The sequence below is a fragment of the Achromobacter sp. D10 genome, assembly GCF_035282245.1.
Lineage (GTDB): Bacteria > Pseudomonadota > Gammaproteobacteria > Burkholderiales > Burkholderiaceae_B > Achromobacter > Achromobacter insolitus.
This window is the reverse complement of record NZ_JAYJLE010000006.1, coordinates 53150-68593: the sequence shown is the minus strand read 5'-3', so window position 1 is coordinate 68593 and position 15444 is coordinate 53150. Positions and strand designations below refer to the sequence as shown.

At 64.7% G+C, this 15444-nt stretch carries 17 protein-coding genes; 6 read left to right on the top strand and 11 right to left on the bottom strand.

The genetic code is table 11. The features are described from left to right. The first annotated feature begins 6 nt into the window (after positions 1-6). From VCS63_RS18115 to VCS63_RS18100, 4 genes are all read left to right on the top strand, one after another. Positions 7-1077, top strand: a complete 1071-nt coding sequence (locus tag VCS63_RS18115; protein ID WP_323880599.1) for a cyclase family protein — start codon at positions 7-9, stop codon at positions 1075-1077. Positions 1078-1147: 70 nt separating this feature from the next. Continuing rightward, complete coding sequence (locus VCS63_RS18110; protein ID WP_112966267.1) at positions 1148-2098, top strand: Bug family tripartite tricarboxylate transporter substrate binding protein; 951 nt, start codon at positions 1148-1150, stop codon at positions 2096-2098. A gap of 86 nt (positions 2099-2184) precedes the next feature. Further along, positions 2185-3183, top strand: coding sequence for a Bug family tripartite tricarboxylate transporter substrate binding protein (locus tag VCS63_RS18105; RefSeq protein ID WP_301881903.1), 999 nt, complete (start codon positions 2185-2187; stop codon positions 3181-3183). 12 nt (positions 3184-3195) lie between these two features. Beyond that, positions 3196-4122: an SMP-30/gluconolactonase/LRE family protein gene (locus VCS63_RS18100; RefSeq protein ID WP_301881899.1), complete on the top strand. Its 927-nt coding sequence runs from the start codon at positions 3196-3198 to the stop codon at positions 4120-4122. Between the two features lie 96 nt (positions 4123-4218). Here the strand turns inward: VCS63_RS18100 and VCS63_RS18095 are convergent, their stop codons facing one another. The 5 genes from VCS63_RS18095 to VCS63_RS18075 form a co-directional block, all read right to left on the bottom strand. Continuing rightward, on the bottom strand, positions 4219-5178 hold the full coding sequence (locus VCS63_RS18095) for a 2-hydroxyacid dehydrogenase (protein ID WP_323880597.1): 960 nt from the start codon (positions 5176-5178) through the stop codon (positions 4219-4221). Positions 5179-5268: 90 nt separating this feature from the next. Continuing rightward, complete coding sequence (locus VCS63_RS18090) at positions 5269-6441, bottom strand: mandelate racemase/muconate lactonizing enzyme family protein (RefSeq protein WP_190278622.1); 1173 nt, start codon at positions 6439-6441, stop codon at positions 5269-5271. 37 nt (positions 6442-6478) lie between these two features. Next, on the bottom strand, positions 6479-7156 hold the full coding sequence (locus VCS63_RS18085) for an RraA family protein (RefSeq protein ID WP_104653792.1): 678 nt from the start codon (positions 7154-7156) through the stop codon (positions 6479-6481). Positions 7157-7168: 12 nt separating this feature from the next. Beyond that, positions 7169-7954 carry an SDR family oxidoreductase gene (locus VCS63_RS18080; RefSeq protein ID WP_149063812.1) on the bottom strand — a complete coding sequence of 262 codons (786 nt, stop codon included), beginning with the start codon at positions 7952-7954 and terminating at the stop codon, positions 7169-7171. Next, positions 7954-8934, bottom strand: coding sequence for a tripartite tricarboxylate transporter substrate binding protein (locus tag VCS63_RS18075; protein WP_323880595.1), 981 nt, complete (start codon positions 8932-8934; stop codon positions 7954-7956). The genes VCS63_RS18080 and VCS63_RS18075 overlap by 1 nt, the downstream gene beginning before the upstream one ends. A gap of 179 nt (positions 8935-9113) precedes the next feature. Here VCS63_RS18075 and VCS63_RS18070 point away from each other — a divergent pair, with 179 nt between their 5' ends. Continuing rightward, positions 9114-10046, top strand: a complete 933-nt coding sequence (locus tag VCS63_RS18070; protein WP_323880594.1) for a LysR family transcriptional regulator — start codon at positions 9114-9116, stop codon at positions 10044-10046. On the opposite strand, the gene VCS63_RS18065 is transcribed toward VCS63_RS18070, so the two are convergent. The 6 genes from VCS63_RS18065 to VCS63_RS18040 all read right to left on the bottom strand — a co-directional run bounded on the left by VCS63_RS18065 (position 9976) and on the right by VCS63_RS18040 (position 14857). After that, complete coding sequence (locus VCS63_RS18065) at positions 9976-11064, bottom strand: RNA methyltransferase (protein ID WP_104653795.1); 1089 nt, start codon at positions 11062-11064, stop codon at positions 9976-9978. The two genes, VCS63_RS18070 and VCS63_RS18065, sit on opposite strands and share 71 nt — an antisense overlap. Before the next feature lie 36 nt (positions 11065-11100). Then, the gene (locus tag VCS63_RS18060) at positions 11101-11709 is read right to left on the bottom strand and encodes a hypothetical protein (protein WP_323880592.1); all 609 of its coding nucleotides are present in this window, start codon (positions 11707-11709) and stop codon (positions 11101-11103) included. A gap of 149 nt (positions 11710-11858) precedes the next feature. Continuing rightward, positions 11859-12404: a type 1 glutamine amidotransferase domain-containing protein gene (locus VCS63_RS18055; RefSeq protein ID WP_112966284.1), complete on the bottom strand. Its 546-nt coding sequence runs from the start codon at positions 12402-12404 to the stop codon at positions 11859-11861. Positions 12405-12550: 146 nt separating this feature from the next. After that, positions 12551-13219 (bottom strand): glycosyltransferase, encoded by a 669-nt coding sequence (locus VCS63_RS18050; protein ID WP_323880589.1) that lies wholly within the window; start codon positions 13217-13219, stop codon positions 12551-12553. Continuing rightward, a complete protein-coding gene (locus VCS63_RS18045; protein WP_323880587.1) occupies positions 13191-13814 on the bottom strand; it encodes a class I SAM-dependent methyltransferase in 624 nt (207 codons plus the stop codon). Before VCS63_RS18045 ends, VCS63_RS18050 begins: the two co-directional genes overlap by 29 nt. Further along, entirely contained in the window at positions 13802-14857 is a 1056-nt protein-coding gene (locus tag VCS63_RS18040; RefSeq protein ID WP_416373255.1) for an acyl-CoA dehydrogenase, read from the bottom strand. Before VCS63_RS18040 ends, VCS63_RS18045 begins: the two co-directional genes overlap by 13 nt. A gap of 337 nt (positions 14858-15194) precedes the next feature. On the opposite strand from VCS63_RS18040, the gene VCS63_RS18035 reads away from it, so the two are divergent. After that, positions 15195-15362: a hypothetical protein gene (locus VCS63_RS18035; protein ID WP_164793032.1), complete on the top strand. Its 168-nt coding sequence runs from the start codon at positions 15195-15197 to the stop codon at positions 15360-15362. The last annotated feature ends 82 nt before the right edge of the window (positions 15363-15444 follow it).

Genomic DNA, 15444 nt, shown 5'->3' with positions numbered 1-15444 from the left:
CCCGTCATGACGCAACGATGGAAACACGCGCCGGCCGGCAGCAACTGGGGCGAATTCGGCCCAGACGATCAACGCGGCCGCATGAACCTGGTGGATCGCGCCAAGGTCCTGCAAGGCGTCGCCGAGGTACGGGAGGGGCTGACGTTCTGCCTGTCGCTGCCGCTGGATGTTCCGGGCGGCATGGCGCTGAACCCGCGGCGCCTGCCTCCGCAGCGCTACGCCACGCTGCGCGACGGCCCGAGCGCCGGAGTCCAGGGCTTTTGCTGGTCGTATGCGTCCGAAGACCCGCTGCTCACCGACGTGGTGTGCGACGACGTGCTGCTCATGAACACACAATACTCGACCCAATGGGACAGCCTGGCGCACATGGGCAGCCGTTTCGATGCCGACGGCGACGGCGAGGCCGAAGCGGTGTTCTACAACGGCTTTCGCGCCGGCGCCGAAATTCGCGCAGCGGACGAAGACGCGCTAGCACCGGCGGACTGGGCCCGCTTTCCCGGCCCTGTCGCTGGCGCGCTGGGCATCGAGCAGTTGGCCGAGCACGGGGTGCAGGGCCGAGCCGTGCTGATCGACCTGGAGGCCCACGTCGGCCGCACGCGGACCGCCGTCGGCTATGAGGCCTTGATGCGGATCCTGGATACGGATGGCGTGCAGATCGAAGCGGGCGACATGGTTTGCCTGCACACCGGCTTCGGCGACACGCTGATGGCGATGAACCGTAAGCCCGATGTGGCACGGCTGCATGCCACGGGCAGCGGCCTGGACGGCCATGACGAGCGGCTATTGCAGTGGATCGTGGACTCGCGCCTCGCCTGCCTCATCGCCGATAACCCCGCGGTGGAGCTGGTACGGCCGGTCGACCTGAGCGGCGCCGTCACCCCGCTTCGTCGCCCGCGCCTGCCTTTGCACGAGCACTGCCTGTTCAAAAACGGCATCCACCTGGGCGAGCTCTGGTGGCTGACACCCCTGGCGCGCTGGTTGCGCGCGCACTGGCGCCACCGCTTCCTGCTGACCGCGCCGCCGCTGCGGCTCCCCGGCGCGGTCGGGTCGCCCGCCACCCCCATCGCCACCGTCTGATTCCCCCCCTTAACCCATCGGGCGTAGCGGCCGGCACAGGCTGCGCGCCTTCCCGACGAGGAGACACTTCGTGAAAAGCATCCGCATCCTGCCCGCCGTGCTGGCGTTCTGCGCCGGCGCAGCCGCCGCCCAATACCCCGACCGTCCGCTCAAGCTGGTCGTCCCCTACTCCGCCGGTGGCGCCGCCGACGCCCAGGCCCGCCTGGTGGCGCAAAAACTGGGCGCGCGACTGGGCCAGACCGTGGTGGTCGAGAACAAGCCCGGCGCCAGCGGCACTATTGGAGCGGCCAGCGTGGCGCATGCCGCTGCCGATGGCTACACGCTTCTTTACGACGCTACCGCGTTCGCCATCAACCCGTCGCTTTACAAGAAGCTCAGCTACGACAGCCGCCGCGACTTCCAGCCTGTGTCGCTGGTCAGCCTGACGCCGAATCTGCTGGTGGTGCGGGCCCAGGCGCCATACCAGCGCATCGAAGACTTGACCGATGCCGCGCGCAAGGGCCACCTGACCTATGGCACGCCGGGCCAAGGCACGGCGCAGCACATCGCCGCGGCCTGGTACGCGCAAGGCAACAAGCTGGAACTCACGCATGTTCCCTACAAAGGCGGCGCGCCGGCGCTGACCGACCTGATGGGCGGGCAGATCGACATGATGTTCAGCAACATGGCGGCGTCCTACCCTCTGGTCAAGAGCGGCAAGCTGCGTGCGCTGGCCGTAACCTCGCCCAAGCGCGTGGACGCCCTGCCCGACCTCCCCACCGTGGCCGATAGCGGCGTGCCGCAGTACTCGGTGTACGAATGGAACGGTGTGTTGGCGCCCGCCGGCCTGCCGGCCGATGTGGCGGCACGCATCGAACAGGAATTGCGCGCCACGCTGCAGGACCCCGCGCTGCGCCATAGCCTGCAGGAACTGGGCGCCGAGCCGGTCGGCTCGACGGCCACCGAATTCCAGGCCTTCCTGGACGAGCAGATGGAACGCGCCGCCCACATCCTCGCCGAAGCCGGCATCCACAAGGAATGACGCGGCGTCCAGCCGCGTCCCCGGGCATACGGGGACCGGCCATGCAATCAAGCTGTCCATCCTGGCACAACAATAGAGGAAGACAAATGACCTACCGTGTTCGAACCTTGCCCGCTGTCCGGCGCGCCGCGCTGGCGCTGGCTGCCGTCCTGCCCCTGCTTGCCTGCGGCGCTGCCCGCGCCGCCGACGCCTGGCCCAGCCGCCCAGTGCGCGTGGTGGTCCCCTATGGCCCGGGCGGCGCGGTCGACGTGGCAACGCGCAAGATGGCGCAGATGTTGTCGACGCAGACCGGCCAGAGCTTCATCGTGGAGAACAAGCCCGGCGCCACCGGCACGATCGGCGTGAGCCAGGTCGCCCGCGCCGCGCCCGACGGCTACACACTGCTGGCGAACGACACGACCTATCCGCTGCTGCCCCACATCTTCAAGCAACTGCCCTTCGACCCGGCAAAGGACTTGCAGCCCATCTCCGCCTTCGTTTTCGCTCCGATGGCGCTGGCCGTATCGAAAGACAGTCCCTATCGCAAACTGGACGACCTGATCGCCCAGGCGCGGGCCAAGCCAGACACGATCACCTATGGATCCGGCGGCCCCGGCACCACTCCCCATTTCGCCGCGGAAGGCCTTGCCCTGGCTACGAACGTGAAGTTCATGCACGTGCCGTTCAAAGGCGCGGCCGAGGCCACGCAGGCAGTGCTGGGCAAGGTGATCGACTTCCAGTTCGCTTCGACCACGGGCGTCATGGGTCCGGTGCAGGGCGGGCAGTTGCGCCTGCTGGCCGTCACCGGCGACAAGCGCCTGGCGGTGCTGCCTGAAGTGCCGACCTTCGCCGAGGCTGGCGTGAAGGACTTCGGCGTGGTCAACTGGACGGGCCTGTGGGCGCCCAAGGGCACCCCCGCGGAAGTCACGGAGCGCCTGCAGCGCGAAGTCGCCAAGGCCATGAGCTCGGAAGAAATGCAATCCTTCGCCACCAAGATGGGCGCGGAACCGCGGGCGGCCGATGCCGCCGAGTTCGGCCGCATCCTGGCCGCCAGCGGCGCGATGTGGGGCGACGTGGCCCGCAACATCGGCTACGACGCCAAATAGGTAGGAGACGCCATGTTCTTTCTGCATGCGCCCGCAGTGGCGCAATTCGATGTCTGGTCGCCCATGCCCGATCGCTTCCGCCGTCCCGAACGCAGCGATTGGGCGGACGCCAACCGCGGCGGCGTGCCCGTCGATTCCTTTCTGGAAGGCCCCGTGTTCGACCGGCAGGGGAATCTCTACGTGACCGACATCCCCTGGGGCCGCGTGTTTCGTGTCAGCCCGGATCGCGAATGGTCGCTCGTTGCCGAGTACGACGGCGAGCCCAACGGGATGAAGTTTCTGGACGACGGCAGGATTCTCATCACGGATTACAAGAACGGGTTGATGGCACTGGACGTCGCGAGCGGCCGGGTGACCCCTTACCTGGCCCGTCGCAACAGCGAGAGGTTCAAGGGCGTAAACGACCTGGTTTTCGACGCCCAGGGCAATCTGTACTTCACCGACCAGGGCCAGAGCGGCCTGCACGACCCTACAGGCCGGGTGTATCGCTTGCGGCCCGATGGCCAGCTCGACTGCCTGCTCCACAATGTGCCCAGCCCCAATGGCGTGGCCCTGTCGCCGGACGGCAAGGTTCTGTACCTGGCGGTAACGCGCGGCAATTGCGTCTGGCGCGTACCACTGATGTCCGACGGCAGCGTGAGCAAGGTCAGCCAGTTCTTCACCTCCTACGGCCCCAGCGGGCCGGACGGCCTGGCCGTCGACCGCGAAGGCAATCTGCTGGTGTGCAACCCCGGGCTGGGCTACGTGTGGCTGCTCAACCACCGTGCCGAGCCCCTGAACATCTGGCGCAGCTCGCTCGGCATGTCGACCACCAACCTCGCCTTTGGCGGAGACGACGGGCGGACGCTGTTCTGCACGGAATCGGTCTCGGGTACGATCTTGACTGCTCGTGCCCCCCATCCCGGAGCCAGCCTATATTCCGCGACCGGCGCCCCCTAGCCTCGGCCTGGCAGTCGGCCAGATGGGCGTCCGGCACTAGGCTGCGCGCGGCCAATGGCCGCCCAGGCTGTCCGGCGGTGCCGATAAATGCTTGCGTCAGGAGCGGTCGATCGGATTTGGCACTGGCCGGCCCGCGTAGAACGCCTCCAGATTGGCAAGCACCATATCTTCCTGAGCGTCTCGGGCGCTGGTGGACGCGAAGGCGATATGTGGCGACAGAATCACATTGGGTGCGTGAAGCAGCCGCTCAGGCACGTTTGGTTCGTTCTCGAAAACATCGAGCGCGGCGCCGGCTATCGTGCCCTGTTCCAACGCTTCGGCCAGCGCATCGGAGTCAATCAAGGAACCTCGCGCCACGTTAATAACGTGTCCGCGCGGGCCAAGCGCAGCAAGAACGGAAGCGTCGACGACATGGCGATTGGATGAGTCGGCCCGGGCGGCAATGACGAGGATGTCTGACCATTCCGCCAACTCCCTGACACTTGCCTTATAGGAATATGGCGTGTCCGACTTGGGGGTACGGCTGTGGTAGGCGACCTCCATCTCGAAAGCCGATGCCCGCAAGGCAAGCTTTCGGCCGATCGCACCCAGGCCATAGATGCCGAACCGCGCGCCAGTCAGTCCCTGCACGGCGGGCATGCTGACCAGGCTATTGCCGGCCCAGCGGCCTTCCCGCACGTAACGATCCGCCGCGACGATGTTGCGCGTGGCGGCCAGCGCCAATCCCATGGCGAAGTCCGCCACGCTGGATGCATTTGCGCCAGGGCTGTGCGTGACGGCCAGCCGGCGCCGGGCCGCAGCCTCCAGGTCGATGCCTTCGAACCCGGTTCCGAAGAAAGAAACGATGCCAAGTTCCGGGAGTGCCTCGATCAATGCACGATCCGTCTTCAGACCGCCTTTCGTTATGAGGGCGCTCACACCGGCCGCGCCTACTGGCAAAGCCTCGGGGCTGGAGTATGGCAGAGGCCCCACCACGTTGTAGTGTTTGCCGAGCAGGGATTTAAAGCGCTCAGAGAAATCGCAGGCGAGCAGGACGGTGGGCTTGGAAAAAGGCATGATTTTCGTACGGAAGTGTTGCGTTCGCCTATCGTAGAACGATTCGGTGGGCGGGTGATTTCCCAGCTTGCCGGGTAATGGAACAACGCTTCATGTCTTGTCCCTGACGGTACAGGAAGCGCGGCAATAGGTTTCGATGCCGTGCAGATCCACCTCAAACCCCAAGCCGGGCGATTCGGGTAGCGAGAGAAAGCCGTTGCTGATCCATCCACCATAGGTGGATGTGGATCGAAGCGGATTGTGGTTGACGTCCAACTCCAGGAATGCTCCACCCGCAGCGGCGAGCACATGCGCCGATGCAATGGCGGCGATGTGGGTTCCGAACGAATGGGGGCAGAACTGCTTGTTCGAAGCGACGGCCCGCAGCCCGACTTCATGGACTCCGCTGACTCCGCCCCATTTCGCGACGTCAGGTTGGATGATGTCGAGCCAGGACATGGCCTCGGCGAATTCGTCGGCAGCGGCGAGGTTCTCGCCAGCGGCAACCGGAAGCCGCGTCATGGCCTTGAGCGCCTGCCATTCGGCGGCAGGACGCTCCGGCCCCAACGGCTCCTCGATCCAGGCGAAATCACCGTCCTCCAGTTGCGCCAAAGCCCGCTTGGCTGCGGCAAGGTCCCAGCCGCAATTTGCATCGAGCATGATTGATTCCGTTGGATGCAGCCCGCGCTGCTGCCTCAGCAACAATGGGATGGTTTTGGCGTCGTCGAAACCTGCCTTGAACTTGAACGCCATGAATCCCGCCTGGCGAAGGATATCCAGTCGAGCGGGCGATGTATCGGGAGCCAGCCCGCTTGCGTAGCACCGCATGCGGGCTTGCGTACCGCCCAGCACGCGATAAAGGGGCAACCCCAAGCGTCTTGCCTGGAGATCCCACAGCGCCGTGTCTATGCCCCCCAGAATCTGGGCGACGGGCCCCCGCTCGCCCGCCAGGCGAACGATCGGCAGGAGCACTCGGTGCAGTTGGGCGACCGCCCGCTGCACGTTTTGAAACGTGGTTCCCACCAGCGCCGGAGCGGCAAACTCGCGAAGAAGGTTAAACCGATGCAAGGCGCCCGAGGCCGGCATGCCGGCCCACACTTCGCCCCAACCGCAGGATCCGGAGGAATCCTCGATCTTGATCAGCACGACGCCACGTTCGCTGCGCACGCCAAAGGACGACGCGATCGATTCCGCTGGCGCGATGAACGCGAAAAGCGATACGGCGGTCACGGTCGTGGTTGGAAGCTCCGCGACCGCCGTGGCTGCGGTCGGCGGCGGCGACATGGGAGGCTTGCTCCCATCCCGGCATGGCAACGCAAGCTCAGACATGTCCATACTTGGCGAGGGCGTCCGACAGCGTAAGGCCTTTGCCTAGCTCGGCGCGTAGCCGGACTTCCTGCGCGGTCAGCCGTTCGGCCTCGACCAACACTTCCTGCACATGCTGTGCGGGAATAACGATGGCGCCGTCGGCATCGGCAAGAATGAAGTCGCCGGGGCTGATGGGTACGAGCAGGCTGGTGGCGCCTGCCAGGTAAACGGTCTCGCGGAATCCGGTAACGCGCCAGCGGCCGATGGATTGCGTCGGGGTCCGGTACTTGGCGAAGATTGGAAAGTTCATTTTGTCCAGCCAATGGATGTCGCGGATTCCACCGTCGATCAAGGCGCCCACCGCTCCCCGCTCCCGCATGCCCAGAGCGATCAATTCCCCGAAGTAGCAAACGCCTTTGCCATCGCCGCTCCAGACGGTTACTTCGTCTTCCGATACCTGCTGGCAGGCCTGCATTTTGTGTTCGTCTCCGCCCAGCGGGCCGGGAACCATCTGGCCGCGGATGGTAAACGCCCATCCAGCCAGCCTGTCCTGGCCGGTGTACTGCCGGAATTCCGGGGCCAGACTTTGGTCCATCAGGCCCATGGTATCCATGACGTCAGCCACATTGGCGGTGTCAACCTTCAGATATCGCGCGCGCACCTCGCGTCGCGTTTGTGCATCGATAGTCATGCTTGCTCTCCTTCAAATGACAGGAATCAGTCCGCCATCCACGCGCAGCGACGTTCCCGTGATGTAGGACGCGCATCGGCTGGCAAGAAACACTACGGCGTTGGCGTACTCGTCCGGCTCCCCGTAACGACCGGCCGGAATTGTCGATGTGCTGTTGGCGGCCACCGCCTCGGGGGTCAGTCCGGCCGCTTTGGCCCGAGACTGGTCAAGCATGGCTATTCTTGGCGTGGCTATCCGGCCCGGGATTGCCACATTGACCGTTACCCCGTCCTTAGCCACTTCCTGCGCAAGCGATTTCGACCAACCCACCAACGCAAGCCGCAAGGAATTGGAGGCCGCAAGACCCGGTATCGGCGTAACCACGCCGGACGACGTGGACGTGATCACCCGTCCCCAACGTCGCGCCTGCATGTCCGGGACGACGAGCCGGGTCAGCCTCATCAATGACAGCACCATCGAGTCAAAATATCCCCGCCATTCATCTTCGGTGATGTCGCTGGTCAGGCCGGGCCTGGGTCCGCCGGAATTGTTCACCAGGATGTCTATCGGGCCGATGTCCTTCTTCAGTTGAGCCAACTTGCCTTCGACGGCCCCCACATCCGAAAGGTCCCACGCCACCGGATGGGCGACGCCGCCTGTGTGCGCGATTGCCGCAGCGGCCCGCTCGGCTGACGCAAGGTCGAGATCAGCCAGGATCACCCGACACCCTTCGCGCGCCAGCGCTTTACCTATGGCGCTACCCAGGCCGCCGCCGGCACCCATGACCAGCGCGGTCTTGCCATCAATTCCCAAATCCATTATTCGCTCTCCTGCTGTAACTCTGGCGAGGCCGCCACTACCTTTCTCCAAGCTTCCGAGTCCGCCTGCCAAAGCGCCTGAAATCGCGTGGCGGAGGGCTCGCCTGGCAGGAACGAGGAAGCCGCCATCTGCTGCACGACTGCCGCGTCCTGAAAAACCCTTTCGATCGACGCAGATATGCGTTGAATCCGGTCTGGCGGCACGCCCTTGGGCGCGAACAGTCCGGCCCAGGTCGTCACCACATAGCCTGGCAGCCCGCTTTCACCCACTGTCGGTATGGACGGCGTCAACGCAAAGCGTTCGGCGCCCGTCATGGCAATACGTCGCGCCTTCCCGGAGGACACCACGGGCTCCGTCGATGGAACGCTTTCGAAAAGAATGTCCGCGTCGCCAGCAGCGACGCCCAGGGCTGCGGCGGGGCTGCCATTGAAAGGCACGGCGTAGATATCGACGCCGGCCATCTGCTTGAAAAGCTCCAGCGATACATGCGATGCGCTACCCACCGAAGCAAACGCGCCGACCAGCTTCCCAGGCTTGTTTTTCGCTGCGGATATAAGGTCAGACACGGTGCCCAGGCCCGATTTGGCACTGACGATCAAGCTGAAATCGGTCCGGTAGATCTGGCTGACCGCCAGAAAATCGGCCGGCAGCGACCCGGCTTGCTTGGGATGGACGTGGGGGCTGACCGCCATGGTGCTGGACGGAGCAAGCAGCAACGTATATCCGTCGCGCGCACTCCGGAGCACTTCGCGCGCTGCCAGCAAGCCATTGACTCCAGGCCGATTCTCAACAACCACGGACTGTTTCAGTTCGGCCGCAAGGCGCGCCACCACGAGGCGTCCGCCCACATCAGGCGTGGACCCGGGAGGCGTCGCCACGACGATACGGATAGCCTTGGCCGGATAGGCTTCGCTCTGCGCGAACGCGGTCGGCGCGGAGAGAGCGAAAAATGCAGACAAAGCGATGGAAGCGAAGCGCATGTATGGCTCCATATGAATTGACAGCAACCCTTCAAGAGTCGGGGAAACCTTCGTGAATACGTGCTTGCCCGCCTGAGTCGCACAAGGCTTCGCAGCGTCAGGGCGCCGCCGTCGTGCTTGCAAGAAATTTACGCGGGTGGGATCATCGCGTCCAATATCGTTCAACATCAAAGCGATACATGAAACATATACCTTCCGCAATCCCGGATCTACGCGTTCTGCGTCAGTTCTTGGCGGTTTCCGAGTACGGGAGCCTGCGCAAGGCGGCAGAGATGTTGCAGATGTCGCAGCCTCCGCTGAGCGTAGCCATGCGGCAGTTGGAGCAAACCGTGGGAACCCAGCTATTCGCGCGTTCGGCGTTGGGCGTGCAGCTCACCGCTGCGGGGAACGTGCTCAAGGCCGAGGCGGAAAAGCTGATCGCGCATGGCATCCGCGCCTTCGAAATGGCTCGCGCGGTCGGGCAAGGGGAACTGGGAGAGGTAAGAATCGGATTCATCACCTCGGCGATGGTTGACCTGTTGCCAGCGGTGTTGGCCCGCTTTTCGTCGTCTCACCCCGGAATACGACTCCGGTTGGTCGAGGGCGTCTCGATCGAAGTCGCTTCGATGGTGGACGAAGGCAAGGTCGACTTGGGGGTATTGACGCCGCCCGTGCCATATCCCGCCGCAAGCACGCACTTTCAGGTTGCACGCGACCGCCTCGTGGCCCTGCTGCCTCGCGGGCATATGCTTGCCTCTCGCAAAGCAATCCGCCTGGAAGCGCTCAAGAATGAGCGATTCGTATCTTTCTCGACTACCCGTGTTCCCGCGTTTCACCAGCGCATCACCGGAGCGTGCCTTGAAGCGGGATTCCAGCCACAGATCGTCCAGGAAGCAGCCCATATCCACACCATCATCGCACTAGTCGCCGGAAAGCTCGGAGTGGCCCTGGTGCCCGCGACCGCCGCACGCTCCGCCCGGAAAGACGTGATCGCAGTGCCGATAAGCGACCGCAGTAAGTTGCTCGATACGAGTCTGGAGGTTGTCTACCTGGAGGAGTCTCTTACTGCCGCCGGCCGGGCTTTTCTTGCCCACCTGCAAGTACCAGGATCGGAACTGAAGCAAGGCTCGTGACGCGTTCTTCCCGCGCTGCGCCAACGGCGCGCGCGCGCAACTGGCCACAACCGCCGTCCACATCCTGCCCCGCGCTGTTCCTTACCTTGGTCAGCACGCCACGGCTCTGCAAATAGCGGACGATCTCGCGGATTCTCTCGGAATCGGGGCGCTGGTAGTCATCCCCTTCGAGACTATTGAAGGGGATGACATTGAGCACGCCATACTTGCCCTTGAGCAGATGCACAACAGCATCGAGTTCGTCATCGCCGTCGTTGATGCCCTTGAGCAGCGTCCATTGATACTGGATCGGATAGTCGGTGTCGCGAGCGTACTTCTCGCCGAGTTCAATGAGTTCTTCCGGCCGGATTTTCGGCGCGCGCGGCAGCAGGTGTTCGCGCAGGGCGGCTTTGGTCGTGTGCAGCGACAGCGCCAGTGCGGGCTTGACGCGTTGTCGCGGCAGGGCTTCGAACACGCGCATGTCACCCACGGTCGAGAAAACGAGATTCTTGTGGCCGATATTGCCTTCGGTGCCGAGCAGGTCGATGGCCTCAAGCACGTTGTCGAGGTTGTGCGCCGGTTCGCCCATGCCCATGAAGACGACTTTCTTGACCGCGCGCAGCCGCCGCGCCAGCACCACTTGGGCAAGGATCTCCATGCTCGTGACCTGGCGGATCAGGCCACTCTTGCCGGTCATGCAAAAGCGGCAGCCGACCGCGCAGCCGACCTGGGTGGAGACACAGAGTCCGTCGCGCGGCAACAGCACGCTTTCCACCATCTGCCCGTCGGCCAGTTCGACCAGCAGGCGCGAGCCATCGTTGCCCGCGTGTTCTGACCGGACGCGCGCCAGGCCGTCCAGTTCCGCCGTCAGGGCGGGCACGGCTTCGCGCAGCGCCAGGGGCAGAAAGTTCTCGGAGCTCCGCCGTCGCGTGCCGGCGTCGAGGGCTTGCCCTTTCAGCCAGACGCGCACGATGCGGCCACGATGGACAGGCAGGGCGCCGAGAGCGGCGAGGCGTTGGTCGAAGTCGGAGTAGCGCATGGGGCGCGAATTTTACTCTGCGCCAGCAAGGGGCTCTCAGTCCCGCCGGCCAAACAGCATGGTTAATCCAAACAACGCCCCCAGCCCGCCGACGACGGCGAGCGACAGGGATGTCTCACGCAAGCCAAGCGCCATGATCGCCGAGCCCGTCCCCAGAATGGTAATCAGCAAGCCCACCAGACGTCCGCCCGTGGAGCCATAGAAATGCTTGCGGCGCGCCACCAGCGTACCGGCCGGCTGGCGTTTTTGCCACGCCGCCAACGCGTGCTCGAACTCGCGCAACAGACGTTCACGCCTGGGCAGATCGACCGCGCTGACCAGTAAGGTCGGCAGCCCGGGGCGGACCAGCTTGAGATAATCGTCCGTGCCCCAACTGGACAACTGGGCGTAAAGGACCGGAGCGCGGCGCGAAAACTCCAGCCCCTCGGGCGTCACCTTCACGACATTGCGCGTTGGAAAGCCTCTGAACGCCACCAGGGGCGGCAAAAGCAACCCCAGCACCGCCAGCACGGCCGCCAGGCCGAGCGGCCCGCGGTTGAACACCACCAGCATGAAACCGCCCGCAGCCAGGGCGAAGGCCAACGGCACCGATAATTGGTGCCATCGGGTATAGACCGACGCCTGGATCCCTTCGTTGCTAACCATGCTTGAGCCAATTGCGCATCGACTTCCTCGGGAATGGGTGCCGAGCAAGCGGCAACAAGCGCAATCATACCGAGAGCATCGGTCCGACGTCTGCGGTCTCGCACGCCACGGAACAGGCGCAGTCCGCAGGTGTAACGCCGCTGGGGCTCCTAAATGGCGCGCAGCACATCAATGAATGCGCGGCTGAAGGCAGGAATATCGTCGGGCTTGCGGCTGGAGATGAGCATACCGTCCACGACGACCTCCTCGTCCACCCACCGCGCCCCGGCATTGCGCAGATCATCCTGCAACGACGGCCAGCTGGTGAGTGTGCGGCCCTCTACCACGCCTGACGAAATCAACAGCCAGGCGCCATGGCAGATCACGGCCACGGGCTTGCCGGCGTCGAACATTGCCCGTACCAATTCCTGGGCCTTGGGATGCATGCGGATTTCGTCGGCGTTAACCACACCACCGGGGAGCAATAGCGCGTCGAAAGCCCCGGGTTCGGTAGCCGCCTGCAAAAATGTCAGGTCCACGGGAAAGCGGTCGCCAGGCTTGTCGTGATGCATGCCCAGAATGGGGTCGGTACGCGCTGACACCAAGACGGTGCGAATCCCCTCGGTTTGCAAACTATGGCGTGGGCCGGTCAATTCCACTTGCTCGAAGCCATCGACGGCAAGTATCGCTACGGTGAGATCGTTCAGTATTGCCATGTTGGCTCCCGGTGAGTGGCCCCCTGAAAGACGGCAGCGGGCGGGCCGGGTTGCGCTGCCGTAGTGACTGCCATGCCTTGGCATGCCGACTCCATTCAGCAAATGCCGTGCCGCCGCTGCGCAGCAATTTTTGTGCCGCCTGCATGCTAGGGCGGCGACGCCCAGCCCTCGCGCAAGGCGCTGGCAAATCCGCCCTCCACCCGCGAGTAAGGACGCGCGCTGGTGATCACTCGCGGCAAGCAGGACCACGCGATGCGCGCCCCGTCTTGCTCGAGCCTGTCGACCAGCGCCTGGTCTTCGCTGCACGCAAGCGCCGCAAAGCCGCCGATGCGCCGATACGCATCAGCCTCGATTCCCAGGTTCGCGCCATGCACATGGCGATGGCCGTCGCGATCCTGATAGCGCTGCGCGAACCGCTTGCGGGCTGACGAGGCGTGCGCGCCATGCGCGCCCCATCCCGACACTCCCACCGTGCCGCACACCACCTCGGCCCCCAAGGACAGCTGCGCCACCAGCCAGCCAGCGGACACGCGGGTGTCGGCGTCGGTGAACGCCAGCCAGCGAGCGCCCGCATTCAGCAAGTGCTGCGCGCCCGCCGCCCGAGCGGCGCCCACATTGCGTGCCCGGATGCTGAGGCAGTGCACGGGCCAGGCGGCCGACAGCGCGGCCGTTCGATCCGCGCAATGATCCAGCACCACCACAATGCGCACCGCTTCCGCATGCAGACTGGGATGCCTGGCCGCGCGCGTGGCGGCGCGCAGGCAGGCGGCGATGCAGTCTTCTTCGTCATGCGCCGGGATGCAGATTCCGATCATGGCTCGTTTCCTCCGCTTGCCTGCGCCAGAGATCCATGCGGAACTCGGCCTCCAGATGGTGGGATTGCAGCGCTAGCCCCGGCAGCGCCGCCATGGCCTCGTGCAGGGCATCGGTCGACTGGAGCCGGTCATGAAATGCCTGCCGCCAATGGCAGGCAACGAGCTCGCCGCCGTGCGCCAGGGTCGCATCGAGTGCGCTGAGAAACTGCGCCAACGCCGCGTCGTCCAGGTAGTACGCCAGCTCTGACACGATGATCAAATCGAACCCCCCGGGCGGCGCCGGCGGCCAATGGCGGGGCAGGTCCAGGACCATGATGTCCACATTGCTGATGCCATCCGCCGCCAGACGCCCGCGGCAATGGCCTATGGCGGCGATGGACACGTCCACCGCGCAGAGGCGTGAGCAACGCCGCGCCAGAATTCGCGTCAAGTCACCCGCGCCACATCCGGGCTCGAAGGCATGCAGATAGGTTTCGCGGCCCAGCATGGCCAGAAGCAGCGCGCGCTTGCGCCGCTCATACCAAGCGGTCCTCACGTGCCAGGGATCGGCTTGCGCACGGTAGAGCCGCTCGAAGTGCTCGCTCATAGCGCCCATGACGTGTCCTGTCTGAGAACGACCGCGCCGTGCGCTGCCTGGTCACGCTCCGCGTGGCTTTGTCGAATGAATACCGGCAGGTCGGCCATCAGCTGCGCAAACGCCGCGTCGCGGCAGAGCGGCCCTGCCCCAAGAGCCCGCGATGCGCGCTCCAGAACTTGCGATGCGGCCGACTCCACGGCGAGCCGGGCGCGCGCGCAGGCCAGTGCGCAATCGTCTTGCGGATGCGCATCAATGTGGCCGGCGGCGTCGCGCAACGCCGCGCGCGCCTGAACCATGGCGACGTCCACGGCGCCCAGGTGCGCCAGTCGATGGGCGTCGCACGATCCGGCAGAGAACGCCGGCGACAGTGCTGCGCGTAGTGCATCGGCGACGTGGTTCAAACCACCGTACCAGCAGGCAGCGACCCCCGCCCCTCCATGCAGAAAGCCCGGCCGACGAAGATAGGCACCCGGCGGACCGACCGCGACGCCGACGGCCTTGTCGAAGATCACGTCCACGCTCCCCGAGGCCCGCATGCCAACGGCGTGCCAGCCCTGATTCGTGATCGTCACGCCCGCTTGATCCAGGGCCACGGCCGCCAGGCAGGATTCGCCGTCGGCGTTCCAACCGCTTACCACGGCATGGCTCAGCGACGCCGCGCCTGAGCACCACGCCTTGACTCCACTCAACGTGGCCGAGCCGTCTGGCATGGACAGAATGGTTACGCGGTGATCCGGGGGCTCCGCGCACCAGACGCCCCATAGCCGATGGTCATGCGCGACGTCGGGGATCGCCGACGCGGCCATGGAGGGCACAGTACGGGACGGCGCGGGAACGGATAGCTCCGCCAGGATCGCCAGCGCATCGGTGTGTCCCTCGAATAGCTTGGCCAGGCTGAGATCCACCGATGCCACGCAGGCCAATGCCTGCCAGCGGCCCAGGGTGTCGCCCTGGCCCGGTAGAGGCAACTGGTCAAGATCATGGTCCACCAGCATGCGCAGCGCGAGGCCGGGATTGCTCGGCTCGCGCACCCGGGCCAGAAGCAATTTCAGCGCATGCAAGGGAGATTCCAATAAGGAAACCGAACCAGGCAGATCAGTCATGGGAATTGACGAAAGGCAATGGTGATACGGAGCATGCGGATCAGTTAGCAAGCGCCGTGCCCGGGACGCAAAGTAGGCCCTGGAGATTCAACAATTTGTATGGGCCTTGGCGGTAGAATCTGCCCGTCTGCAGGGGTATGGCGCGCAATTTCTCACTGCCAAACCTCGTCTTCGGTCCCGGCGCGCAAGGTGGAATCGAGCTATGTGATCTCACACTCGCCGAAATCGGGCTGATGCTTTTCGTGGCCCCCCACGGCTATCGTTCGTTTGTCTTTGCCGGGCCCACGAGTAGTGAATGAAGCTGCTGAAGCAGCGTTTTGAGGAAATGATGAATTTTTGGGTCCCTGTAATCTTCGGTACGTTCAAGCTCCTCGTGTTGGGTACGGGCATGTTCCTCGCCATTAAGTCGCATTACGACGGCGAGAAAAAAGAGAAGGCGGAGAAGGAGAAAAAAGCGCAGTAATGGAGACCTCGCGGCTATCGGGGAGGTCTCAGTTCGTGTGCATGCGCGCTCGCAGGAACCTGGGCGCGCCTTTGGCCGCCAC

Bases quoted from the DNA above. Each gene is read 5' to 3' on its own strand.
- VCS63_RS18115 (WP_323880599.1), top strand. From the start codon at position 7: ATGACGCAACGATGGAAACACGCGCCGGCCGGCAGCAACTGGGGCGAA.
- VCS63_RS18105 (WP_301881903.1), top strand. From the start codon at position 2,185: ATGACCTACCGTGTTCGAACCTTGCCCGCTGTCCGGCGCGCCGCGCTG.
- VCS63_RS18100 (WP_301881899.1), top strand. From the start codon at position 3,196: ATGTTCTTTCTGCATGCGCCCGCAGTGGCGCAATTCGATGTCTGGTCG.
- VCS63_RS18095 (WP_323880597.1), bottom strand. From the start codon at position 5,178: ATGCCTTTTTCCAAGCCCACCGTCCTGCTCGCCTGCGATTTCTCTGAG.
- VCS63_RS18090 (WP_190278622.1), bottom strand. From the start codon at position 6,441: ATGTCGCCGCCGCCGACCGCAGCCACGGCGGTCGCGGAGCTTCCAACC.
- VCS63_RS18085 (WP_104653792.1), bottom strand. From the start codon at position 7,156: ATGACTATCGATGCACAAACGCGACGCGAGGTGCGCGCGCGATATCTG.
- VCS63_RS18080 (WP_149063812.1), bottom strand. From the start codon at position 7,954: ATGGATTTGGGAATTGATGGCAAGACCGCGCTGGTCATGGGTGCCGGC.
- VCS63_RS18075 (WP_323880595.1), bottom strand. From the start codon at position 8,934: ATGCGCTTCGCTTCCATCGCTTTGTCTGCATTTTTCGCTCTCTCCGCG.
- VCS63_RS18070 (WP_323880594.1), top strand. From the start codon at position 9,114: ATGAAACATATACCTTCCGCAATCCCGGATCTACGCGTTCTGCGTCAG.
- VCS63_RS18065 (WP_104653795.1), bottom strand. From the start codon at position 11,064: ATGCGCTACTCCGACTTCGACCAACGCCTCGCCGCTCTCGGCGCCCTG.
- VCS63_RS18060 (WP_323880592.1), bottom strand. From the start codon at position 11,709: ATGGTTAGCAACGAAGGGATCCAGGCGTCGGTCTATACCCGATGGCAC.
- VCS63_RS18055 (WP_112966284.1), bottom strand. From the start codon at position 12,404: ATGGCAATACTGAACGATCTCACCGTAGCGATACTTGCCGTCGATGGC.
- VCS63_RS18050 (WP_323880589.1), bottom strand. From the start codon at position 13,219: ATGATCGGAATCTGCATCCCGGCGCATGACGAAGAAGACTGCATCGCC.
- VCS63_RS18045 (WP_323880587.1), bottom strand. From the start codon at position 13,814: ATGGGCGCTATGAGCGAGCACTTCGAGCGGCTCTACCGTGCGCAAGCC.
- VCS63_RS18035 (WP_164793032.1), top strand. From the start codon at position 15,195: ATGAAGCTGCTGAAGCAGCGTTTTGAGGAAATGATGAATTTTTGGGTC.